The 23,366-nt window shown below is 70.2% G+C and carries 21 protein-coding genes, 1 tRNA gene and 1 pseudogene; 20 read left to right on the top strand and 3 right to left on the bottom strand.

Annotated features, from left to right (window positions below; all coding sequences use genetic code 11):
• Positions 1–286: 286 nt before the first annotated feature.
• A pseudogene (locus tag CPY97_RS08265) lies at positions 287–931 on the bottom strand (trimeric intracellular cation channel family protein); the annotation flags it as partial.
• 154 nt (positions 932–1,085) lie between these two features.
• Between CPY97_RS08265 and CPY97_RS08260 the strand changes: the two are divergent.
• The 11 genes from CPY97_RS08260 to CPY97_RS08210 all read left to right on the top strand — a co-directional run bounded on the left by CPY97_RS08260 (position 1,086) and on the right by CPY97_RS08210 (position 13,392).
• Complete coding sequence (locus CPY97_RS08260; protein ID WP_231923884.1) at positions 1,086–1,823, top strand: NUDIX hydrolase; 738 nt, start codon at positions 1,086–1,088, stop codon at positions 1,821–1,823.
• On the top strand, positions 1,820–3,106 hold the full coding sequence (nadA, locus tag CPY97_RS08255; RefSeq protein WP_096421799.1) for a quinolinate synthase NadA: 1,287 nt from the start codon (positions 1,820–1,822) through the stop codon (positions 3,104–3,106). The genes CPY97_RS08260 and nadA overlap by 4 nt, the downstream gene beginning before the upstream one ends.
• 30 nt (positions 3,107–3,136) lie before the next feature.
• Positions 3,137–4,849 (top strand): L-aspartate oxidase, encoded by a 1,713-nt coding sequence (locus tag CPY97_RS08250; RefSeq protein WP_096421797.1) that lies wholly within the window; start codon positions 3,137–3,139, stop codon positions 4,847–4,849.
• Positions 4,850–4,881: 32 nt separating this feature from the next.
• A complete protein-coding gene (gene nadC, locus CPY97_RS08245; RefSeq protein WP_173826907.1) occupies positions 4,882–5,763 on the top strand; it encodes a carboxylating nicotinate-nucleotide diphosphorylase in 882 nt (293 codons plus the stop codon).
• 3 nt (positions 5,764–5,766) lie between these two features.
• Positions 5,767–6,930: a cysteine desulfurase family protein gene (locus CPY97_RS08240; protein WP_096421793.1), complete on the top strand. Its 1,164-nt coding sequence runs from the start codon at positions 5,767–5,769 to the stop codon at positions 6,928–6,930.
• 160 nt (positions 6,931–7,090) lie between these two features.
• Positions 7,091–7,909: a DNA repair protein RecO gene (recO, locus tag CPY97_RS08235; protein ID WP_096421791.1), complete on the top strand. Its 819-nt coding sequence runs from the start codon at positions 7,091–7,093 to the stop codon at positions 7,907–7,909.
• Positions 7,909–8,724, top strand: a complete 816-nt coding sequence (locus tag CPY97_RS08230; protein WP_096421789.1) for an isoprenyl transferase — start codon at positions 7,909–7,911, stop codon at positions 8,722–8,724. The genes recO and CPY97_RS08230 overlap by 1 nt, the downstream gene beginning before the upstream one ends.
• A gap of 131 nt (positions 8,725–8,855) precedes the next feature.
• Positions 8,856–9,917, top strand: coding sequence for an aminotransferase class V-fold PLP-dependent enzyme (locus tag CPY97_RS08225; protein ID WP_096421787.1), 1,062 nt, complete (start codon positions 8,856–8,858; stop codon positions 9,915–9,917).
• A gap of 76 nt (positions 9,918–9,993) precedes the next feature.
• On the top strand, positions 9,994–11,379 hold the full coding sequence (locus CPY97_RS08220) for a glycine--tRNA ligase (protein ID WP_096421785.1): 1,386 nt from the start codon (positions 9,994–9,996) through the stop codon (positions 11,377–11,379).
• A 262-nt stretch (positions 11,380–11,641) separates the two neighbouring features.
• Positions 11,642–12,634, top strand: coding sequence for a glycyl-tRNA synthetase (locus tag CPY97_RS08215; RefSeq protein ID WP_096421783.1), 993 nt, complete (start codon positions 11,642–11,644; stop codon positions 12,632–12,634).
• 68 nt (positions 12,635–12,702) lie between these two features.
• Positions 12,703–13,392, top strand: coding sequence for a DsbA family oxidoreductase (locus tag CPY97_RS08210; RefSeq protein WP_096421781.1), 690 nt, complete (start codon positions 12,703–12,705; stop codon positions 13,390–13,392).
• A 276-nt stretch (positions 13,393–13,668) separates the two neighbouring features.
• On the opposite strand, the gene CPY97_RS08205 is transcribed toward CPY97_RS08210, so the two are convergent.
• Positions 13,669–14,145 carry an aminoacyl-tRNA deacylase gene (locus CPY97_RS08205; RefSeq protein WP_096421779.1) on the bottom strand — a complete coding sequence of 159 codons (477 nt, stop codon included), beginning with the start codon at positions 14,143–14,145 and terminating at the stop codon, positions 13,669–13,671.
• Positions 14,146–14,323: 178 nt separating this feature from the next.
• Between CPY97_RS08205 and dusB the strand changes: the two genes are divergently transcribed.
• The 9 genes from dusB to CPY97_RS08160 all read left to right on the top strand — a co-directional run bounded on the left by dusB (position 14,324) and on the right by CPY97_RS08160 (position 22,766).
• Entirely contained in the window at positions 14,324–15,481 is a 1,158-nt protein-coding gene (gene dusB, locus CPY97_RS08200; protein ID WP_096421777.1) for a tRNA dihydrouridine synthase DusB, read from the top strand.
• 3 nt (positions 15,482–15,484) lie between these two features.
• On the top strand, positions 15,485–16,738 hold the full coding sequence (locus CPY97_RS08195) for a deoxyguanosinetriphosphate triphosphohydrolase (protein WP_096421775.1): 1,254 nt from the start codon (positions 15,485–15,487) through the stop codon (positions 16,736–16,738).
• A 20-nt stretch (positions 16,739–16,758) separates the two neighbouring features.
• The gene (dnaG, locus tag CPY97_RS08190) at positions 16,759–18,720 is read left to right on the top strand and encodes a DNA primase (RefSeq protein ID WP_096421773.1); all 1,962 of its coding nucleotides are present in this window, start codon (positions 16,759–16,761) and stop codon (positions 18,718–18,720) included.
• Between the two features lie 77 nt (positions 18,721–18,797).
• A complete protein-coding gene (locus CPY97_RS08185; RefSeq protein WP_096421771.1) occupies positions 18,798–19,610 on the top strand; it encodes an ATP-binding cassette domain-containing protein in 813 nt (270 codons plus the stop codon).
• A 9-nt stretch (positions 19,611–19,619) separates the two neighbouring features.
• Positions 19,620–20,663 (top strand): D-isomer specific 2-hydroxyacid dehydrogenase family protein, encoded by a 1,044-nt coding sequence (locus CPY97_RS08180; protein ID WP_096421769.1) that lies wholly within the window; start codon positions 19,620–19,622, stop codon positions 20,661–20,663.
• 75 nt (positions 20,664–20,738) lie between these two features.
• Positions 20,739–20,814 (top strand) — tRNA-Asn (locus CPY97_RS08175).
• 52 nt (positions 20,815–20,866) lie between these two features.
• Positions 20,867–21,754: a sensor histidine kinase gene (locus CPY97_RS08170; RefSeq protein WP_096421767.1), complete on the top strand. Its 888-nt coding sequence runs from the start codon at positions 20,867–20,869 to the stop codon at positions 21,752–21,754.
• Positions 21,754–22,455 (top strand): AzlC family ABC transporter permease, encoded by a 702-nt coding sequence (locus CPY97_RS08165; protein WP_096421765.1) that lies wholly within the window; start codon positions 21,754–21,756, stop codon positions 22,453–22,455. The genes CPY97_RS08170 and CPY97_RS08165 overlap by 1 nt, the downstream gene beginning before the upstream one ends.
• The gene (locus CPY97_RS08160) at positions 22,452–22,766 is read left to right on the top strand and encodes an AzlD domain-containing protein (protein ID WP_096421763.1); all 315 of its coding nucleotides are present in this window, start codon (positions 22,452–22,454) and stop codon (positions 22,764–22,766) included. The genes CPY97_RS08165 and CPY97_RS08160 overlap by 4 nt, the downstream gene beginning before the upstream one ends.
• 18 nt (positions 22,767–22,784) lie before the next feature.
• Here CPY97_RS08160 and def read toward each other — a convergent pair whose 3' ends face one another.
• Positions 22,785–23,351, bottom strand: a complete 567-nt coding sequence (def, locus tag CPY97_RS08155; RefSeq protein WP_096421761.1) for a peptide deformylase — start codon at positions 23,349–23,351, stop codon at positions 22,785–22,787.
• Between the last annotated feature and the right edge of the window lie 15 nt (positions 23,352–23,366).

Below are 23,366 nucleotides of genomic sequence, written 5' to 3'. Positions count from 1 at the left end.
CCGCGGATTGGCACCGGGAGGAGACGAGGCGCACTAGTCCTGAGTTGTTGACAGCCGCTGCCAGCGGGCGCCCTCAGCCGCGCGCCCGGCTCGCACCCGGGATGGGGGAGCGGCGCCGCACCCGCGGCTCGGCATCGGGCGCATCGCTGACGACGGGGATCGCGGCCGTGGTCGCGTGTAGGTGAATAACCCCCGTCGCGGTCGTGACGACCCGACCGCGCTCGGCTCCGACGGTCGCCGACTGGCGTCGCCGACCCGGCATGGCGGGCAGCGGCGGCAACTTCGGCAGCCGCGTGATAGCGCGCTGTTCGGGCAGGCTCCAGCCGAACAACACCGACAGAATGCGGATCGCGAACGTCAGCGCGACGCCAATCACGGCGGCGACGAACACGTCGACACCAAACTCGAGCAGCCCCGCGATGGCCACAGCCCCGCCGGCCGCGGCGAGCGCGTACAGCGACCCCACGTGCATGAGCGCGATCGGCAGGGTGAGCAGCACGTCGCGCAGAATCGACCCGCCGACGGCCGCCAAGACGCCGACGAACACCGCGGCCACGGGCGGAAGCCCGAGCGACAGGGCTTTGGTCGTACCGATCGCCCCGAAGAGTCCGATGGTGAGCGCGTCGAGCGCGGTGATGATGCGCGAGAGCTTCGACAGCACGCGCTCGAGCAGCATGCCGAGCAGCGCCGCACCCGTCGCCACGGCGACGTACCAGTTCGACTGCAGCGGTGCGAGTTCGACGTTCAGCAGCAGGTCGCGCAGGAGACCGCCGCCGAACCCGACGACGATGCCGATGATGGCGACGCCCAGCCAGTCGAGCCGCCGATCACGGAACTGCGCGGCGAACATGGCGCCCTGCAGCGCGCCGACGCCGACGGCGAGAAGGTCGGCCCACAGGGGGATCACGAACAGCGGGCTCACGAGCCCCATTCTGGATGCTCGCAGCACTCTCCGAGTACACCCCGCGCCGCCACTCGCGCCGCCCAGTTCGGGTGCACCCCACCTTTAGTGCTAGACTTCGTTCTGGTCATCTTGACTGTAACTCTGCGTCGCCCGGCGCAGCGAAGCCGACCGAAGGGGCGCCGTGAGCGACAGCAGTGACGTGCTCCGCGCATCCATCGGTCTCGCCGTGTCGACGGTGATCTTCGCGCTGCGCGATGCCGAGGGCAGCACGAGTGGGCCCGCCGTGGCCACCGACGCGCCGGCGACCGTCTGGCTGCCACTCGTGCGCCGCATCCGCGAGCCGCAGTGCGGCCGGTGGGCGCTGCCCGGCGGCATGGTCGAACTCGACGAGAGTCTCGAAGGCGCGGCGCGCCGCAACCTCGCCGAGACGACCCAGCTCGAACCCGCCTACCTCGAGCAGCTGTACGCCTTCGGCGACGTCGACCGCTCGCCCGACCGGCGCCTCGTGTCGATCGTCTACTGGGCACTCGTGCGGCCCGATGAGGCCGAACGCCTGACGCTCGGAGAGAACGTGCAGTGGTTCCCTGCTGACGAGCTGCCCGAGCTCGCCTTCGACCACAACCTCATCGTCGACTACGCGCTGTGGCGTCTGCGCACCAAGATGGAGTACTCCGCCATCGCGCACGCCTTCCTGGGCGACGAGTTCACGCTCGCCGAGCTGCGCGGCGTCTACGAGGCGGTGCTGCAGAAGCCTCTCGACCCGGCGAACTTCCGCCGCCAGATGGAGTCGTCCGGCGCCATCGAACCCACCGGCGGGGTCGTCACCGGCGGCCGCCACCGCCCCCCGAAGCTCTACCGCTACACCGGCGACGTGCAACTCGTCGACGCCGGCCCGCTCACCCCGAGGATCCCCGCATGACCACGACACCCCTCACCCTCGACACGACGATCCGCGGCATCACCAACGGTGTGCTGCCCGGCGAGACGTGCACGCCCGAGCTCGCGAAAGGCCCATGGGAGTTCGACGCGACCCCCGGCTACGGCCCCGGCTCGTCGATGTACGACGTGATCCCGACCGGCTCGCCCGTGCAGGGCGGGCTGCCGCGCGAGTACCAGGATGCGTCGACGAACGAACTGCACGCCCGCATTCGGGCGGCGAAGCAGTCGCTGGGTGAGCGCCTCGTGATCCTCGGGCACTTCTACCAGCGCGACGAGGTCGTGCAGCACGCGGATTTCCTCGGCGACTCGTTCCAGCTCGCGAATGCCGCGCTCACCAAGCCCGACGCCGAGTACATCGTGTTCTGCGGCGTGCACTTCATGGCCGAGACGGCCGACATCCTCGCGCGCGACTCGCAGCGCGTGATCCTGCCGAACCTTGCCGCCGGATGCTCGATGGCCGACATGGCCGACATCGACAGCGTCGAGGCGGCGTGGGAAGAGCTCGTTTTGCTCTACGGTACCGAGCCGGATGCGGAGGGCCGCGCCCCGATCATCCCCGTGACGTACATGAACTCGTCGGCGGCGCTGAAAGCGTTCTGCGGGCGCAACGGGGGCATCGTGTGCACGTCGTCGAACGCGAAGACCGTGCTCGAGTGGGCGTTCGAGCGGGGGCAGCGGGTGCTGTTCTTCCCCGATCAGCACCTCGGGCGCAACACCGCCAAGGCGATGGGCGTGCCGCTTGAGCAGATGCCGATGTGGAACCCCCGCAAGCCGCTCGGCGGGTCGACGCGCGACGAGTTGCTGGACGCCCGGGTCGTGCTCTGGCACGGGTTCTGCAGCGTGCACAAGCGATTCACCGTCGAGCAGATCGAGAAGGCGCGCGCCGACTACCCCGACGTGCGGGTCGTCGTGCACCCCGAATGCCCCATGCCCGTCGTCGACGCGGCCGACGAGGCGGGGTCGACCGACTACATCCGCCGCGCGGTGGCCGGGGCGACCGAGCCGACGACGTTCGCGATCGGCACCGAGGTGAACATGGTGAACCGGCTGGCCGCCGAGTACCCGCAACACACGATCTTCTGCCTCGACCCGGTGATCTGCCCGTGCTCGACCATGTACCGCATCCACCCGGGATACCTCGCGTGGGTGCTGGAGGAGTTAGTGGCCGGCCGCGTCGTCAACGAGATCGTCGTGCCGTCAACAATTCAGGACGAAGCGCGCGTCGCGCTCGAGCGCATGCTCGCGGCGAAGCCGCGCGACTAGGGCTGTCGCGGCTCTCGGACTCGGACACTCATGGGACACGTCCTCGTCATCGGCAGCGGCATTGCCGGCCTGATCAGCGCTTTACGTGCCGCGCGCATTCACGACGTGACGCTCGTGACGAAGGCTGAGCTGACCGCTGGCTCGACCGCATGGGCGCAGGGCGGAATCGCGGCCGCGGTGTTCGCCGACGATAGTCCTGAGTTGCACACACGCGACACGCTGGCGGCCGGCGCCGGACTGAGCGACCCCGACGCGGTGCGGGTGCTGACCACCGAGGGTGCGGCGCGCCTGCACGACCTGGTCGCGCTCGGGGTTGAGTTCGATACGGCGGCGAGCGACGGTAGCGATACGCGCGGCCCGCTCGGCTGGGCGCGCGGCCTGGAAGCCGCGCACTCGGTCGCCCGCGTCCTGCACGCCGGGGGCGACGCCACCGGCCGCATCATCGAGCACGCCCTCGCGAGAGCGCTCGACGATGCTCGCAATTCCGGGCGGATGCTCGTGCGCGAGCACACGACGGCCGTCGCGATCGTGCGCGGAAGCGATGGGCGGGTGTGCGCCGTCGACCTGGCCCCGAGCATCCCGAGTGACGGAACCGTCGTGACCGAGCGTCTGGACGCCGACGCGGTCGTCATCGCGACCGGCGGCAACGGTCAGTTGTACCGGCACACGACGAACCCGCCGGTGGCGACCGGGGACGGCGTGATTCTGGGCTACGCGGCGGGGGCAGCGGTCGTCGACCTCGAATTCGTGCAGTTCCACCCGACCGTGCTGCCCGGCGGCGGCCTCGTCTCGGAGGCGGTGCGTGGCGAAGGGGCGGTGCTGGTGGACTCGGCGGGGCGGCGTTTCCTCACCGGGGCTGGCCACGACCCGCGGGCCGAGCTTGCCCCGCGCGATGTGGTCGCCCGCGCGATCGCGGCGCAGATGCGCGAGCAGGGCGGAGCTCCCGTGCTGCTCGATGCGACCGGCCTGGGGGAGCGGATGCTGCGCGAGCGCTTCCCGACGATCGACCGACTCGTGCGCGCGGCCGGGTACGACTGGACTCGCGAGCCGGTGCCGGTCACGCCGGCGGCTCACTACGCGATGGGCGGGTTGCTGACCGACCTGAGCGGCCGCACGACGGTTGCGGGCTTGTTCGCTGTGGGCGAAACCGGCTCCACCGGCGTGCACGGAGCCAACCGGCTCGCGTCGAACTCGCTGCTGGAGGCGCTCGTCGTCGGCTGGCGCGCCGGAGACCTGCTCGCCGCCGACCCGAGCGCGGCGCCGCTGCCGACCCCGTCCCCGTCAACAACTCAGGACAAACGCGGTGACGATTCTGGCGCGGTCGAGGTGCCGACTGTCCTGAGTGAAGCGCCTGGCGCATCGGACGCGCTGGCCGACGGCGCCACGCCCGTCGCTGGCGAGTACGTGCGCGACCGCGCGTGGGATGCGCTCGGGCTCCTCCGTGACGGAGTGACGATGGGCGATCTGGCCCGAGAACTCGCGGATGCGCAGCCTGCCGATGCTCTCGCTGCCCGACTCTTGCCGCTTGCTCGCCTCACCGCTGAGGCAGCGCTCGCGCGTCGGGAATCGCGTGGCGCCCACGCCCGCACGGACTATCCCGCGACAGACCCGAGGCAGCGGTGGCGACGCGCGTGGGCGCGGCCGGTTATCGCTAGTCCTGAGTTGTTGACGAACGACCTGCACCGCGATCATTGCGAGCCTGCCCTCGCGGCGGCCGCACCTACCCGAGAGGTGAAGATATGAGCGCGACCGGCTCCGAGCATCCGACGGCCGCGATGGGTCACGTTCAGGCACCATCGCGGGCGATTGCCGGTCTGGTCGCTCGCGCCCTTGCCGAAGACGCACCCTGGGGTGACGTGTCGGGCGAGGCGAGCATCCCGGCGACGGCCACCGCCCGCGCCGAGTTGGTCAGCCGTGCCGAGGGAGTCCTCGCCGGATCGGAGTGCATCGTCGAAGCCTTTCGCCAGGCCGACCCGGAAGCCGGCATCGTCATGCACCGAGCCGACGGTGACCGTCTCACACCGGGCGCGTCCATCGCCACGATCACCGGGAACGCGCGCGCGATCCTGCGCGCCGAGCGCATCGCGCTGAACTTCGCGCAACGACTCAGCGGTATCGCCACCCTCACCGCCCGATACGTCGACGCGGTGGCGGGCACGGGCGCGCGCATCGCCGACACGCGCAAGACCACCCCCGGCCTTCGGATGCTCGAACGCGCCGCCGTGCGCGCCGGCGGCGCCCACAATCACCGCTTTTCGCTATCGGACGCGGTGATGCTGAAAGACAACCACCTTGCCGTGCTGGCGCAGCAGGGGCTGGACCTCACTGAGGCGATTCGGGCCGTGCGGGCCCGGATTCCGCACACGATGCATCTCGAGGTGGAGGTCGACCGTCTCGACCAGTTGCCTGCCGTCCTGGAGGCCGGTCCCGACACGATCATGCTTGACAACTTCAGCCTGGACGACCTGCGAGCCGGGATTGCGCTGATCGACAGGCGTGCAATTGTCGAAGCGAGTGGGGGAGTGACCCTGGACACCGTGCGTGCGATCGCTGAGACCGGGGTCGACGTGATTTCGGTGGGGGAACTCACCCACAGCGCGCCATCGCTCGACTTAGGGCTCGACTTCGCACCCGATGGCGCAGCTTCCGAGGGGTGAACGGTGACCCTCATCGATCTCGATCAGTCGGCGACCACGGCCGTGCGGCGCGAGGTGCTGGAGGCCATGTGGCCATACCTGACCGGTGCCTACGGCAATGCGTCGAGCCGACACGCCCTCGGTCGGCACGCGGCTGACGGTCTCGCTGCCGCGCGCGAGACCGTCGCACGGCTCGCAGGTGTTCGGCCCGCTCAGATCGTGTTCACGAGCGGTGGTACGGAGTCCGACAACCTGGCCGTCATCGGCCTGACCCTGGGCGCGATCGCAGCTGGCCGCGGACGGCACATCGTGGTATCGGCGATCGAGCACGAAGCGGTGCGGGCCTCGGCGGACTACCTGGCGCGCTGGCACGACATTGAGGTCAGTGTGCTGCCCGTCAACAACTCAGGACTAGTGGATGCTGGGGCACTCGAGGCTGTCGTGCGTCACGACACCGCACTGGTGAGCGTGCAGCACGCCAATAACGAGGTGGGATCGCTGCAACCCGTGCAGCAGCTGGGCGAGTTGGCTCGCGCGGTCGGCGCCCGCTTCCACGTGGACGCGGTGCAGACCGCAGGCTGGGTGTCGCTCGACGCGAGCGTTAGTCCTGAGTTGTCGACAGCCGACGCGATCACTGTCTCGGCCCACAAGCTCGGCGGGCCCAAGGGCGTGGGCGCCCTCGTCCTGCGCACCAACGCCCCGCTCGAGCCGGTCATCCACGGCGGGGGCCAGGAGCGCGACCGCCGCAGCGGAACCGAGAATGTCGCCGGAGCCATCGGCTTCGCTCGAGCGCTGGAGCTCGCCGCCGCAGAACACGACCCCACAACCGTCGCGAGGGTGAGCGCGGATCGCGATGCGTTCATCCACGCGGTCACGAACTCCGTGCCCGGCGCACATCTCACCGGGCACCCCACGTTGCGCCTGCCCGCGCACGCGTCGTTCGTCGTGCCCGGGATCGGCGGCGAGCCGCTGCTCGTGGCACTCGACGACGCCGGGGTGCTCGCGTCGAGCGGTTCCGCGTGTGCCGCTGGCCGTGACGAGCCGTCACCGGTGCTGCTCGCGATGGGGTTCGATGCCGACACGGCGCGGACGGCAATCCGCTTCACCTGGGGTGTGTCAACAACTCAGGACGAGCTCACTCGCGCCGCACACCTTCTCGCCAATTCTGCTGCCTCTCTGCGCGCCTAGGGGGTCTGGCGGCGCGTTAGTCCTGAGTTGTTGACGGCCGCGCGGCGTCGAGCGGCCGCCGGCGCGCTGCCGCGCCCCACTGCGCGCTCTCCGCGTCAGGCTCGCCACCCCGCGCGCGCCGCTCAGCGCGCACCACACCCCGCGCGGGATACTGGAGCCCGTGCCCACCTACCGTGACGAAGCCGTCGTGCTGCGCACCCACAAGCTGGGTGAGGCTGACCGCATCGTGACGATGCTCGGCCGGCAGCACGGCAAGATCCGCGCGGTGGCGAAGGGCGTGCGCCGCACGGGCAGCCGTTTCGGCAGTCGGCTCGAACCGTTCATGGTCGCCGACCTGCAGCTGTACCGCGGCCGCAGCCTCGACATCGTGCAGCAGGCGGTGACTCTCGGCGCTTACGGGGCCGACATCTCGAGCGACTACGGCCGGTACACGGCGGCGAGCGCCATGGTCGAGACGGCCGACAAGGTGACGGGCGACGACGGCGGAGGCCTCCAGCAGTACCTCTTGCTCGTGGGAGGCCTGCGCTCCCTCGCCCGCGGCGAGCACGACCCGTCGCTCACTCTCGACTCGTACCTGCTGCGTACCCTGTCGATCGCCGGCTGGGCGCCGACGTTCGGCGACTGCGCCGTCACCGGTGCCCCCGGACCGCACCGCGCTTTCGTCGTTCAGCTGGGCGGCATGGTCGCCGACGAGGTCGCCCCGCCGGGCGCTCCCCGCGTCGACGACGACACGCGCGCCCTCTTGAGCGCGCTGCTCACCGGCGATTGGATGCTCGCTGACGCTTCCGACGAACGCACCCGCAACAAGGCGAGCGGCCTGATCGCCGCCTACACGCAGTTTCACCTGGAACGCGGTTTGCGTTCGCTCCCGCACGTCGACCGCGCGGCGCGCGAATCCCGCGCGCCGGCGGCAGCTCCCACCGACCCCACCCCGGCCGCCCCGGCTGCCTCATCCGCCCACGCCGAGGAGGTCGTCTGATGTCGCGTCGCGAGCAGCCCGAGCCGCTGCGTCCGCTCGACTGGACGGGCGAGCATCCACCGTCGATCCCGGCGAAGGTGGTTCCCGCCCACGTCGCGATCGTGATGGACGGCAACGGCCGCTGGGCAAACCAGCGCGGGCTCACCCGCGTCGAGGGTCACCGCGCCGGCGAGGCGAGCCTGCTCGACGTCGTCGCGGGTGCCATCCAGGTCGGCGTGACGCACCTGAGTGTGTACGCCTTCAGTACCGAGAATTGGAGCCGCAGCCCCGACGAGGTGCGCTTCCTCATGGGCTTCAACCGCGAGGTGTTGCGCCGCCGCCGCGACCAGCTCGACGCGTGGAACGTGCGCATCCGCTGGGCCGGCCGTCGCCCGCGTCTGTGGCGCAGCGTGATTAGCGAGCTCGAGGAAGCGCAGGCCCGCACCGCTGACAACACGGGGCTCACCCTCACGATGTGTGTGAACTACGGCGGGCGCGTCGAGCTCGTCGACGCCGTACGTGCCCTCGCCGCCGACGTCAAGGCTGGGCGCCTGAGCCCCGAGCGCATCACCGAGCGCACGATCGCGAAGCACCTGTACGAGCCCGACCAGCCCGACGTCGACCTGTTCGTCCGATCGAGCGGCGAGCAGCGCACGAGCAACTTCCTGCTGTGGCAGAGCGCGTACGCCGAGATGGTGTTCCTCAACACGCTGTGGCCCGACTTCCGCCGCCACCACCTGTGGGACGCGATCGAGCAGTACGCGGGCCGCGATCGCCGGTTCGGCGGTGCCGTGGATGCTCCCACCACGCCGCCGGCGCAGCCGCCCGCCTCGTAGACGCGACGATCCGCACGCCCGCGGCCGCGCGCATCCTGTGTCGCGGGGCGGCGCTCGGCGCGACCAGGCCACGGCGCCTCGGGTGGCTCTGGACGCGCTCCCGACCAACGCGCGACACTGAGCGCGTGACTATGTCTCTCGACGACGCCCGCGCACGTTTCGGACCGAACGCCGCCGGGTATTTGGGGACGGCTGCCCTCGGCCTGCCCACGCGCGAGACCGTCGCGGCGATGACCGCCGACCTCGACGTGTGGTTCGCCGGCGATCGCGGCGCCCCCGACTACGACCGCGTCGTGGATGCATGCCGCGCGGCGTATGCGCGGCTCGTGCGGGTGCCGGTCGCGAACGTGGCGGCCGTCGCGCAGGTCAGCGCCGCCGTCAGTGTGATCGCGGCAGATCTCGCCCCTGGTTCCGAGGTGATTGTCGTCGAGGGCGACTTCTCGTCGATGGTGTTCCCGTTTCTCACCCGCGGCGACCTGGTGGTGCGGCATGTTCCGGTCGCGCAGGTCGCCGACGCGGTACGAGAGGGCACGGCGCTCGTGTCGTATTCGCTCGTGCAGTCGGCGACGGGGGAGCGCGCCGATGCCTCCGCGATCCGCGAGGCTGCCGCGCGGGTCGGCGCGCGCACACTCTGCGACGTCACGCAGGCCGCGGGCGTCATGCCCGTCGACGCGTCGGTCGCGGACGCCACCGTGTGTCACCCCTACAAGTGGCTGTGCTCGCCGCGCGGTGTCGCGTTCCTCACGATCTCCGACGACTGGATGCACACCCTCCGCCCCATCCAGGCCGGCTGGTACGCCGGAGACCAGGTCTGGCAGTCCGCGTACGGGCCCGAAATGCGCCTCGCCCCGAATGCGCGCCGCTTCGACGTCAGCCCCGCGTGGCCGGCCTGGGTCGGGGCCGAGCCCGCCCTCGAGCTCTTCGCCGCGCTCGACGACGCCGAACTGTGGCGCCACGCCGTGGGGCTCGGCGACGCGTACTGCGAGACCATCGAGCACGAACCGCTGGGCCAGGCGATCGTTTCCATCCCTGACCCCGACGGCAGGATGCTCGCCGCCGCCCTCGAGGACGGCCTCCGCATCACCGGCCGCGCCGGCCGGCTCCGCGCGTCCTTCCACCTCTACAACACGCTCGACGACGTGGAGCGGCTGGCACGGATCGTACGCGACCAGGCCGCCCCGCGCATCCTGTGAGGCGGCGCTCAGTAGACTGAGCGATCGTGCGCCGCGCAGCCCTCGCGGCGGCCCCGAGACCTGCAGGAGTACCCCCGTGGCAGCATCCACTCACCTCGATTCCGTCATCGCGCTCGCGAAGCGGCGCGGCTTCGTCTTCCAGGCGGGCGAAATCTACGGCGGGTCGCGGTCGGCGTGGGACTACGGCCCCCTCGGCGTCGAGCTGAAAGAGAACATCAAGCGCCAGTGGTGGAAGACCATGGTGCAGTCACGCCACGACGTCGTCGGGCTCGACTCGAGCGTCATCCTGCCGAAGCGGGTATGGGAGGCCTCCGGGCACGTCGACGTGTTCAGCGACCCGCTCGTCGAGTGTTTGCAGTGCCACAAGCGGTATCGGGCCGACCACCTCGAGGAGGAATACGAGGAGAAGAAGGGGCGTGCGCCCGAGAATGGGCTCGCCGACATCGCCTGCGCGAACTGCGGCACCCGGGGTCAGTGGAGCGAGCCGCGTGAGTTTTCGGGACTGCTGAAGACGTTCCTGGGGCCGGTCGACGACGAGTCGGGGCTGCACTACCTGCGGCCCGAGACGGCGCAGGGCATCTTCGTGAACTTCGTCAACGTGCTGAACGCCTCGCGCATGAAGCCGCCGTTCGGCATCGGGCAGATCGGCAAGTCCTTCCGCAACGAGATCACGCCCGGAAACTTCATCTTCCGCACCCGCGAGTTCGAGCAGATGGAGATGGAGTTCTTCGTCGAGCCGGGCACCGACGAAGAGTGGCACCAGTACTGGATCGACGCCTCGGAGGCGTGGTTCACGGGGCTCGGGATCGACCCGGCGAACATCCGGCAGTACGAGCACCCGCAAGAGAAGCTGTCGCACTACTCGAAGCGCACCGTCGACCTCGAGTACCGCTTCGGCTTCACCGGCAGCGAATGGGGCGAACTCATGGGCGTCGCCAACCGCACCGACTTCGACCTGTCGACCCACGCGCAGGCGTCTGGCCAAGACCTGTCGTACTTCGACCAGGCGAAGAACGAGCGCTGGACCCCGTACGTCATCGAGCCGGCGTTCGGCCTGACCCGCGCGCTGATGGCGTTCCTGCTCGACGCGTACGCCGAAGACGAGGCGCCCAACACGAAGGGCGGAGTCGACAAGCGCACCGTACTGCGCCTCGACCGACGCCTCGCTCCCGTCAAGGCCGCGGTGCTGCCGCTGTCGCGCAACGAACGCCTCTCGCCGGCGGCGCGAGAGCTCGCCGACACGCTGCGCCAGCACTGGAATGTCGACTTTGACGACGCCGGCGCCATCGGCCGCCGCTACCGCCGCCAGGATGAGATCGGCACGCCCTTCTGCATCACCGTCGACTTCGACACCCTCGACGACCAGGCCGTGACCGTGCGCGAGCGCGACAGCATGGAGCAGCAGCGCATCCCGCTGGAGGGCGTCGAGAAGTTCCTGGCCGGCGAGCTGCTCGGAGCGTAGCCACCCGCGCCCGGCGGGGCCGCGCGCATCCGCCTCGCCCCGCACCCACTACCCCGACCCTGTCAACAACTCAGGACTAACGCGTGCTCGTGCCCCGTTACGCGGCCCTTTGCCGTCGCGTGGTGGCGTTCGTCCTGAGTTGTTGACGCGGCGCGGTTCGTTCGCGACTCTCGTCTCCCACTCAAGGGCGCTGGGGCGAGCCTTTTGCACAGCTGGCGCCGTTTTGCTGACGGTTGAATGCGCATCCACACATGATGCGTCAATGTTCCAGACGTTGATCACTGACATCACAAATGCCGGGGGCGCCGCGGGTCGCGCGTACCTCGTGAGCCTCGGCCACGACGATCGCGAGCTCGCCGCCGCCGTGCACCTCGGTGCCGTCGTGCGCCCCCGACGCGGCTGGTACGCCGTGTGGCGCGACGACGACCCGCGCACGCACGCGCTGCGTGTCGGCGGCCGGCTCACCGGCCTCTCGGCCATCGCGGCGATGGGCGGTTGGGTGCGTCGTCGAAGCAGGATGCACGTGGCCGTGCCCGTCAACGCCTCGCGTTTGCGCTGTCCCCACCGCCGCAGGGTTTCCTTCGCTCGTTCGCCGCGTCGCTCGCAGGTGGTGCTGCACTGGACCCGTGAACGTCACGATCGCGACCGGTCGTCGGGTCTCGTCGGGGTGCGGGAGGCGCTCGAGGTCGTGCTCGCCACGGAGCCGTTCGAAGATGCCGTTGCTGCGGTTGACTGGGCACGCCGAGCCGGGCTCATCGACCAGATCGATGCCCATCAGCTCATCCACCGGGTGCCCGCCCGTGCTCGTGCAGTGGTTGACGCATCGAGCGAGAGGTGTCACTCTCTGCCCGAAAGTCTCGCCCGCACTCGGCTTACCAGACTGGGGCTGCGGGTCACGGAGCAGGTGGCGCTCCCCAACGATCCGAGCCCGATTGATCTCGTCATAGAAGACACCGTCGGGCTCGAGGTCGACGGTGAAGAGTTCCACCGGGAGCGGTTCACCCGTGACCGCAGCAAGGACCTCGCGATCACGATCACTGGACTGCACGCGATACGCCCCGCGGCAAGCCAGGTGTTCGACGACTGGCCGCGCGTGGAGGCCGCGGTCCTCACTGCCCTCGCCGCCCGCGGCCTCGCCGCACCGCTCGGCTCGACTGCGCCCGCCAACAACTCAGGACAACGGCCTCGGTATCGGCGTCCAACACGGGCAAACCCGCGCTCCTCAAGCCCTCAGCCGCGGGCGCGGGCCCGCTAGTCCTGAGTTGCTGGCAATCCGGCAGCATCCAGTCGGAATACGGGGCGGGCGCACGCGTTGATGCCAGAGTGAGCAACGTAGTCGACGTTCAGATCTGGTCAGACGTTCAGTGCCCGTGGTGCTACATCGGTAAGCGGAAGTTTGAAGCCGCGGTCGAACAGTTCCGCCTCGAAGGCGGCGACGTGAAAGTGACCTACCGCAGCTTCGAGTTGGCGCCCGACACCCCTGTCGACTTTGAGGGCACCCCCATCGACTACTTGAGCGAGCGCAAGGGCATCAGCCCCGAGCAGGCACAGCAGATGGTCGACCGCGTAAGCCACATCGCCGCGAGTGTCGGTCTCGAGTACCACTATGACCGCATCCAGCAAACGAACACCGTTCTTGCGCACGAGCTGTTGCACTTCGCGAAGGTTCACGGGAAACAGTCCGAGCTGAAGGAGCGCCTGCTTCTCGCCTATTTCACCGAGGGTCGTCATGTCGGTCGCGCCGACGAGCTGGCCGACCTCGCTGCAGAGGTCGGCCTCGACCGTGACGCGGCGGCGGCCGCTCTCGCCGAACACACGTACCTTCCCCACGTGAAGGCCGATATGGCCCAGGCCGTGGCATACGGCATCCAGGGTGTTCCGTTCTTCGTCCTCAATGACGCGTATGGGGTGTCGGGCGCGCAGGAGGCTGCATCGTTCCTCGCTGCCCTCCAGCAGGCCGCGGCCGACGCCGAGCGGGCGAGGGTGCACGGCGCGCGGGGTGGCGACGCGTGACGGCAGGGGCCAGCGGATCGCGGCCGTTCACAATGCTCGGTGAGCCAGGCGCCGCTGCTTGCGACGGTGAGGCGTGCGAGATTTCGACACCCGTCAGCTCGGATCCGTCGAGCCTGGGCGTGTCAACAACTCAGGACTAACGCCCCGAGTTCGTCGCGTAAACCCCACCATCTCGGGACTGTCAGCGCCTGCCTCGCGGCTTAGTCCTGAGTTGTTGACGCGCGGGCGTGTGGGGCGCGACGTGCGGGCGCGCGGGCCGCGGCCCGGGGCTGGGCGCTACTCGGGGTCGCTGATGTCGGCGACGGTGGCGTCGAGGGCGTGCAGCAGCGGCTCGGCTTCCGTGAGCAGGCTGTGGCCGGGGCGCCCGGCGCCGAGGGCGACGCGGCCCGAGATCGTCTGGTCGGCGATGACCGGCCACGCGGTGGCTGAGCCGAGCGGCACGATCGTTCCCCGTTCGAACCCGGTGGCCGCGAGCGCCTGTTCGGGCCGCGGCATCTGCACTTTGTTGACGCCGAGCACCGCGCGGATCTTCGGCCACGACAGCGCTCGCCCTCCCGGCACGAGTGCGAACACAAACGTGTCATCGCTTTTCTTCAGCACGAGCGTCTTGACGACCTGCGACGGCTCGACCCCTACGTTCGCGGCGGCTTCTTCGAGCGACCGCGCGTCGCCTCGCTCCACGATGTCGACGCTGAGGCCGAGCGCGGCCACGGCGGAGTCGACGCGCGCGGCGCCGTCGGCAGGGTTCGACATCGGGCTTCCTCCACACACTCGAAACGGGATGCTCGGTGCAACACCCAGCCCACGGCACGGCATTCCCGCCCGCGCTCACCGCCCCTGGGTACCCCGCGCACGGGCTCTCCGAGCCTCCCACCCGCAACCCCGGGGCCCGAACTCGTCGTTTACCGACGGGTGCGACAATGGACTCCGTATGTCGTCTCTCACCGTTCCCGCCCCGCCGCTGAGCATCGGCCCGTTGCCGCTCAGCGTGCCGGTCGTGCTCGCACCGATGGCGGGCATCACGAACACGGCGTTCCGCCGGCTGTGTCGCGAGTACGGCGCCGGCCTATACGTGAGCGAGATGATCACGAGCCGCGCCCTCGTTGAGCGCACGCCGGTGAGCATGCGGCTGATCCGCCACCACGAGAGCGAGACGACCCGCAGCATTCAGCTGTACAGCGTCGACCCGGTGACGGCGGGCGAGGCGGCTCGCTTCTTGGTGGGCGAGGGTCTCGCCGACCACATCGACATGAATTTCGGATGCCCCGTGCCGAAGGTCACTCGCAAGGGCGGGGGAGCGGCCCTCCCGTGGAAGCTCACTCACTTCCGGCGCATCGTCGAGGAGACCGTGAAGGCGGCGGGCGACATTCCCGTCACGGTGAAGATGCGCAAGGGCATCGACGCCGACCACCTCACCTACTTGGAGGCGGCGAAGGCGGCTGAGGGTGCCGGTGTCAGCGCCGTCGCGCTGCACGCCCGCACGGCCGCCGACTTCTATTCGGGCACTGCTGACTGGGATGCGATCGGCACTCTGAAGGAAACGATCACGAGCATTCCGGTCCTCGGCAACGGCGACATTTGGAGCGCCGACGATGCCCTGCGCATGGTCGAGCAGTCAGGCTGTGACGGCATCGTGGTGGGCCGCGGCTGCCTCGGCCGCCCCTGGCTGTTCGGCGACCTCGCTGCCGCGTTCCGGGGCGAGAAGCGCAAGGCGACGCCGACGCTCGGCGAGGTGGGCGATGCTTTGCGCCGCCACGCCGAACTGCTGGTCGAGTTTTTCGACGGCGACGAGCAGCGCGGTTGCCGCGACATTCGCAAGCATGTCGCCTGGTATTTCAAGGGGTACCCGGTGGGAGGCGAGTTGCGCGCGCGCATGGCCCGCACCGAGAGCCTGCAGCATCTGGACGACATGCTCGGCGAGCTCGACCGCGACGCCCCGTACCCGGGCGAGGCTGCCGAGGGCCAGCGCGGACGCGCTGGTACCCCGAAGAAGCCCGCCCTGCCCGACCGTTGGCTCGAGAGCCGCGAGCTCAGTGAGGCGAGCCGCGCCGAGGTGTCCGCCGCCGAACTGCACAACAGTGGCGGCTAGGGCATGTTGTACGAGGAACACGACACCGAACGTCGCCATTCCGAGCAGCATTCGACGGACCGGGCGCACTTCGCCCGCGACCGCGCTCGCCTGTTGCACTCGAGCGCTCTGCGCCGTCTGAGCGCGAAGACGCAGGTGCTGAGCCCGACGGCGGGTGTCGATTTCGCCCGCAACCGTCTCACCCACTCGTTGGAGGTCGCACAGGTGGGCCGTGAGCTCGCCGGAGCGCTCGGCCTCGCCCCCGATGTGGTCGACACCGCGTGCCTCGCCCACGACCTCGGCCATCCGCCGTTCGGTCACAACGGCGAGGGCGCGTTGAACCTCTGGGCGCGCGACATCGGCGGCTTCGAGGGCAATGCGCAGACCCTGCGCCTGCTGACGCGACTCGAGCCGAAGGTGATGGGCGCCGACGGCCAGAGTTTCGGCTTGAACCTCACCCGGGCGAGCGTCGATGCCAGCTGCAAGTACCCGTGGCCGCTTGCGAACGCGGTGGATGACCCGGGGGGTCGGCGCAAGTTCGGCGTGTACGCCGACGACCGCGAGGCATTCGATTGGATGCGCGAGGGCGCCCCCGCAGGCATCCCCAGCATCGAGGCGCAGGTCATGGACCTCTCCGACGACATCGCCTACTCGGTGCACGACTTCGAGGACGCGATCGTCGGAGGATCGATTGATCCGCGCATCCTGTCGAGCGCCGACGACCACGAGGCTCTTGTCGCCGGCGTTCTGCGCTGGAACGGCGACGAGCTCACCGAGAGCGACGTGCGCGCCGCCTTCGCGCGACTGGAGCGCCTCGAGACGTGGATCACCCGCTGGTCAGGCTCACGGGCCGACCTGGCGGGCCTGAAGAACCTGACGAGCCGCCTCATCGGTCGATTCGCGCACGACGCCGTGCACGCCACCCGGCACGCGTACCCGCAGACATCGCTCGTGCGGTACCACGCGCACGTGGTCGTGCCGGTGCACACGCGCGCCGAGATCGGCGTGCTGAAGGGCATCGTCGGCACCCTCGTGATGGCGAACGACGAGCGCCAACCGCTGTACGCCCGGCAGCGGGCGCTGCTGACCGATCTCGCCGACGCCGTCTGGGCGGCCGGGCCGCAGGCTCTCGCTCCGGTGTTTCAGGCTGACTTCGCCGAAGCTGTGGACGATGACGCCCGTCGTCGCGTCGTGGTCGACCAGGTTGCCTCCCTCACCGACCAGTCGGCGCTCGCTTGGCATGAGCGCTGGGTCGAGGGTCACCGAGCGCCCGCCTGATCCCACCTAGAATCGGGCCTGTGGCCGGCCGCATTCGACGTAGTGACATCGACGAGGTGCGTACCCGCGTCAACATCGCCGACGTCGTCGGCGACTACGTCACGTTAAAGAGCGCGGGCGTGGGCTCGATGAAGGGCCTGTGCCCCTTCCACGACGAGCGCAGTCCCAGCTTCCACGTGCGCCCCCAGGTCGGCTTCTATCACTGCTTCGGTTGCGGTGAGGGCGGTGACGTGTTCACCTTCCTGCAGAAGATGGACCACATGACGTTCGCCGAGTCGGTCGAGCGTCTCGCGGCGCGCATCGGCTACGCCCTGCAGTACGAGGACGGCGGACCCGCTGTCGACCAGGGCAATCGGCGGCGCATCCTGGCCGCGAACGAGGCGGCCGAAGCGTTCTTCCGCGCCCAGCTCGCGACGCCCGAGGCGGAGCCCGCCCGCGGCTTTCTCGGCGAGCGCGGCTTCGATGCGATAGCGGCCGAGCGTTTCGGGGTCGGCTACGCGCCGAACGCCTACGACGCTGTTGGCTCTCACCTGCGTGCGAAGGGTTTCACGGCTGAGGAGATCCTGGCCGCCGGGCTTCAGGGCCAGGGCGACCGCAGCCCGTATGACCGCTTTCGGGGCCGCCTCATCTGGCCGATTCGCGACACGACGGGGGCGACCCTCGGCTTCGGCGCCCGGCGTCTGCTCGAGAGCGACAAGGGCCCGAAGTACCTGAACACCCCCGAGACGCCGGTCTACCACAAGGCCAAGGTGCTGTATGGGCTCGACCTCGCGAAGCGCGACATCGCACGCGGCAAGCAGGCGGTCGTCGTCGAGGGCTATACCGACGTCATGGCCTGCCACCTGGCCGGCGTCACCACCGCGGTTGCGACCTGTGGCACGGCGTTCGGCGGCGACCACATCACCATGCTGCGCCGCGTGATGGGGGACACCGAGAACGCCGATACGATGCAGCTCGGCGAGGTCATCTTCACCTTCGACCCCGACGAGGCGGGCCAGAAGGCGGCGAGTCGCGCTTTCGCCGACGAGCAGCGCTTCGCCGCGCAGACCTTCGTCGCCGTCGCCCCCGACGGGCTCGACCCGTGCGACCTGCGCCTCGAGCGCGGCGACGAAGCCGTGCGGCAACTCGTGAGCACCAGGCGCCCGATGTTCGAGTTCATGATCCGCCGCCAGCTCGACCAGTTCGACCTCGAGACGGTGGAGGGCCGCGTCGCCGCGGTGCGAGCCGCCGCCCCGGTCGTCGCGCGCATCCGCGACCGTGCCCTGAGCTCGGGTTACGTCCGGCAGGTGGCCGGCTGGATCGGCGTCGACACCGCCGACGTCCAGCGCGCGGTGACGGCCGCATCCCGCACCCCCAGCCCCTCGGATGCCCGTGGCCCCGGCACCCGCACCGCTCCCGATCGCGCGCCCTCCGGCCCGCAGGCCGCCGCCGCAACGCCTGACCTCTCCGGCGGTCCTGCGTCGCGCCCCGGGGAGTCCGCCGCGGGCGGCGTCCCCGCGGCGCCCGCCATCGGGCTCGCGCAGTTGCCCAATGATCCGGTGACGCGGCTGGAACGTGAGTTGCTCATGGCGCTGCTGCAGCATCCCGAGGACGTCCCGCGCGAGACCGCGCAGCGGGCGCTCGCGACGGCATTCAGTCAGCCGGCGCTCGCGACCGTGCGTGACGCGCTCATCGCGGCCTTCGAGCACTACGGAACCGCCCACTGGGCGCGCATGGTGTCGGAGGAGGCTCCCGGAGCCTTCGCGCCGCTCGTCACGCAGCTGGCGATCGCGCCCTTGCCGGTGCGCGACGACCACGTCGCCGAGTACTGCGCGGGCATCACGACGTCACTGATTGAGCGTGACCTGTTGCGCCGCAAGGCCGAGCTGCTGGGCGCGCTGCAGCGCACCGATCAGGCGGCGGATCCGACGCGGTACCGCGATCTTCAGACCCAGCTAATGACGATTGAGGCGGAGAGGCGGCGCGTTCGCGGAGACCTGTGATGAGTGTTCATCAGCCCGTGACGCAACACCACTAGACTCTCGCCGACCCGTCGCCGACGGGAGGGGAGAGGCGCTCGATGTCCACAGCCGCGGTGTCCGCGCGCGACTTGAGCCTGCGCTTTTCCGGCATCGAGGGTGCCCCGTCGGTCGACGCCGTGCAGGGGGTGAGTCTCGACATCGCTCCGGGCGAGACGCTCGCGATTCTCGGCGAGGCGGGCAGCGGCAAGAGTGCCCTGGCGCAGGCGATTGCGGGCCTCACCGATCGCACGGTCGACCGTGGCCCGAAGGTGGTCGGTGGCTCGCTCGAGGTGCTCGGCATCGACGTGCGTAGCCTGCGTCGACGCGATGACAATGAACTCGCGCTGCGGGTCGGCTACGTGCCGCAGGATGCGGGGACTGCTCTCGACCCGCACCTCACCGCCGGCGAGAACGTCGCGTACCCGCTGTATCAGCGCACCCCGAAACTCGACCGCGTTGAAGCCGGGGGCATCGTCGCGGAGGCGATCGACGCCATGCACCTGACGCTCGCGACGATCCCCAAGTACCCGCACGAGCTCAGCCGGGGCCAGCGACAACGGGTCGCCATTGCGCGCGCCCTGGTGCTCGAGCCCGAGCTGCTCGTGACCGACGAGGCGACGAGCGGTGTCGACGCCACCGTGCGCTCGACGATCCTCGACCATCTCGCCGAGGTGCAGCGCAACCGCGGCTTCGCGGCTCTCGTCATTTCGAGTGAGATCGGCGAGGTGCGGCGCCTCACCGACCGTCTGGCCGTGATGCACGGGGGTCGGTTCGTCGGTTACGGCTCGGTCGACGAGGTACTCGAGACGGGAACACACCCCTACGTGCGAGCCCTTGCGGCGCTCGGCCGACGTCGGGCGGTCGCCGTCTAGCCTGGGCCTATGCCCGCTGACGACACCGCACCGTCCCGTTACGACGTCACGCCGCCGGAGCGCGCGCCGGATCTCGCCCAGCACCGTGACCCGCTCTCCGGGCACGCGGCCACGCCGCCCCGTCCGGTGACCCCCGGGCCGATTGCCGTCCTTCCCGAAGCGCACTCCCTCTTCGTCACCGCCGTGGAAAGCGCGGGCGGCACGGTTGCCCCGCTCGGCGACGACACCCGAGGCCTGCTGTGGCTGAGCGCGGCCCGCTCGGATGAGCTCGATGACGTGCTCATCACCCACCCCGGCATCGCCTGGGTTCAGCTGCCGTGGGCGGGGGTCGATGCGTTCCGCGACGTGCTGCGCGACCACGCCGACGGCCCGATCTTCACGAGTGCGAAGGGCGCGTACTCCGAGCCGGTCGCCGAACACGCCGTGGCCCTCGTGCACGCGACCCTGCGCGAGTTCGCCCCGAAGGCGCGGGCGGCCCGCTGGGCTGAGAAGCGTACGGGTCGATCGCTGTACGGGCTGAACGTCACCATCGTTGGGGCGGGCGGCATCGCGGCCGAGATCATCCGACTCCTCGAGCCGTGGCGGTGCACCATCACGGTCGTGCGCCGCGGCGCCGACCCCATGCCGGGTGCGACGCGCACCGTCCAGGCTGCGGACCTCGACAGCGTCCTGCCGACGACCGACGCGCTGATCCTCGCAGCAGCGTCCACCGACTCGACCCGCCACCTCATCGACGCGCGCCGCCTCGCGCTGATGCCCCGCGATTCCGTGCTGGTGAACATCGCCCGCGGGCCGCTCGTCGACACGGACGCCCTCACCGAGGCCCTCGCCGCCGGCAGCCTGCGTGGAGCGGGCCTCGACGTGACCGACCCCGAGCCGCTTCCCGACGATCACCCGCTCTTCGCCGAACCTCGCTGCCTGATCACCTCGCACTCGGCCGACACGGCAGAGATGACCGCACCACTGCTCGCCGGCCGCGTCGACGAGAACGTGCGCGGCTTCCTTACCGGCACCGGCCTCGTCGGCATCGTCGACCCGCGAGAGGGGTACTGAGTGGTCCGAAGGAGTACTGAGCGGTCCAAACCGTCGTCCGATTTCTGATACCGTAGAGCCCGCTGTTCACAGCGATCCTCGATAGCTCAATTGGCAGAGCAGCCGGCTGTTAACCGGCAGGTTCTTGGTTCGAGTCCAAGTCGGGGAGCCACACAACCCTTGCACTGATCGCGGCGCGTCCGGGCCCGTGAAGGAGCCCATCCGTGAGTGACGTCGCCGCGAGCATCACTGTCGCGATCGCCGTGATCGCCGGCATCGGGATGCTCGTGGCCGCGTCGATCGCGCTCGTCGCGTCCTCGAGGCTCCGCCGCGAGCGCGCCGAGGCACTGGCCACCGCCGATCGGGCACGCGAGCTCGAGATTGCGCTCGGCGAGCAGACGGCGCGGCTGCGCCTCATCCGTGAGCAGCACGACGTGGCTGCCCACCGGATGACCGGGGTCGTGCAGTTGGCGGAGGGCGCGAGCGCGGCGGCCACGCGAGATCCGAGTGTCGCTGCGCGAGCATCCGAGCAGATCGCGGCGAGTGCTCGTGCGACGCTCGCCGAGTTGCGCCGCGTGGTTACCGCGACGGCGGAGGCCGAACAGTTGGCCGCCGCCCGGCCCGCCCTCGAGGCCCTCGACGGTCTGTTCGATGCCCTGCGGGCGCGGGGTCTCGTCGTGACCGTCTCCGAGCTGGGGGAACGCTTCGCCGTCGCTGAGGGTGCCGGGCTCGCGCTGTACCGCATCCTCGAAGAGGCGCTCGCGAACGCGCTGCAGTACGGCGGCGAGGGCACCGAGGTGCGCGTCGGCCTCACGTGGTCGGACCAGGGCTTGCACGCGCGCATCGATGACGATGGCATCCGCGCCCAGGCCCGCCGGGAGGGCCTGACCCCCGACGAGCTCGCGGCCCGCGGGTACACGATCGACGAAGATCTCGCGGCACTGACCGAGCGCATCGCCGGCACGGGGGTGGGCGAGATGCGCGCCCGCGCCGAGCTGTTCGGCGGCGTGCTGAGCGCGCAGACGGTTCCCGGTGTCGGTTTCTCGGTGTCGGTGGTGTTCCCGGCCCTTCGCTTCCACAACGCTGTGCACGGCGTGAACGTGCGCCGGTGATGGTCGACGTCCCCCTCGACGAGACGGCGGCGCGGAAGGAAGCGCTGAAGGCGTCTGTCGCTGTCGGGCTCGCGGTCGCCGCCTACGGCGTCTCGTTCGGCGCCCTTGCCGTTGCTTCGGGTCTGACGGTGTGGCAGGCGTGCGTGTTGAGCCTCGTGATGTTCTCGGGCGGGTCGCAGTTTGCCCTGATCGGGGTAATTGCGGCCGGTGGCGTGGCCGCCGGGCCCGCCGCAATTGCCGGCGCCACGCTCCTGGGGCTGCGGAACGGCCTGTACGCGATCCGCGTGTCGCCGATCGTCGGGCCGGGATTCGCGAAACGCGTCGTCGCCGGACACCTCACGATCGACGAGTCGACGGCTGTGGCGACGGCGCAGGCGGTGCCGAGCGCGCAACGCGTGGGATTCTGGGCAACCGGCATCATCATCTACGTCGGCTGGAACCTCATGACGCTTGCCGGGGCGCTGCTCGGCAACCTGCTGGGCGACGTGAGCGCCTTCGGGCTGGATGCGGCCGCCGCCGCGGCGTTCCTCGGCCTGCTGTGGCCGCGTCTGAAGAGCCTGCAGCCGGTGGCCGTTGCGGTTGGTGCGGCGGTGGTCGCGGTGGTGCTCATCCCGATGGTTCCTCCCGGCGTCCCCGTCCTTGCCGCGGCCCTTGTCGGCGTCGTCGCGGGTCTCGCCGCCGCGCGGAGGGACCGCGCATGACGCTCTGGCAGATCATCCTCGCCGCGTCGATCGCGGTGCTCGCGATCAAGCTCCTCGGCTACCTCGTGCCGCCCCGCGTGCTCGAGAAGCCCGCCGCCGCACGCACGGCCGAGCTCGTCACGGTTGCCCTCCTGTCGGCGCTCATCGTCGTGCAGACCGTCGGGGCCGGACAGGGCCTCGTGCTGGATGCTCGTCTCCCGGCCATCGGCGTCGCCGCTGGCCTGTTCGCGCTCCGGGTCCCGTTCATCCTCGTGATCGTGGCCGCCGCCGCGACGGCCGCTGCGCTGCGCGCGCTCGGTTGGGCCGCCTAAGCGGCCCCTCGCGCACCGCTAGTCTTCGAGGCGGTCGATTCCGGGCGTCCAGCTCTGGCCGGGCCCACCCCACGAGTTGCGCTTGATGGCTTTCGCCGCGAGCTTCCCATACGGATGCTCGAGCCGGTCGACGTACAGCACACCGTCGAGGTGGTCGAACTCGTGCTGGAAGATGCGGGCAAGCCAGCCGTGCGCCTCAATCTCGAACGGCTCTCCGTCGAGGCCGGTGGCGCGCAGGAGGGCCCGTTCGGAGCGCATGAGCGGGAAGCGCTCGCCCGGCACCGAGAGGCACCCTTCCGAGTGGTCCCACTCATCGGGCTCGTCGATCGGTGGCGGCGAGATCCACAGTTCGGGGTTGATGGCGGTGCCGGTATGGCGCACGTCGTCCTCGTCGGCCCAGTCCCAGATGAACAGCCGCGCGTCGACGCCCACCTGGGGGGCGGCGAGCCCCACGCCGGGCGCCTCGGCCATGGTGTCGCGCATGTCGGCGACGAGCCGCTCGAGCGACTCGTCGATCTCGGTCACGGGGGCTGCGGGGCTGTGCAGGACGGGCTCGCCAACGATGCGAATGGGGAGGATTGCCACAGGCTCCAGCGTATC

The sequence above is a fragment of the Microcella alkaliphila genome, from assembly GCF_002355395.1.
GTDB lineage: Bacteria > Actinomycetota > Actinomycetes > Actinomycetales > Microbacteriaceae > Microcella > Microcella alkaliphila_A.
Note: the sequence above shows the minus strand (reverse complement) of the source record. Positions and strands in the feature narration are given on the sequence as shown.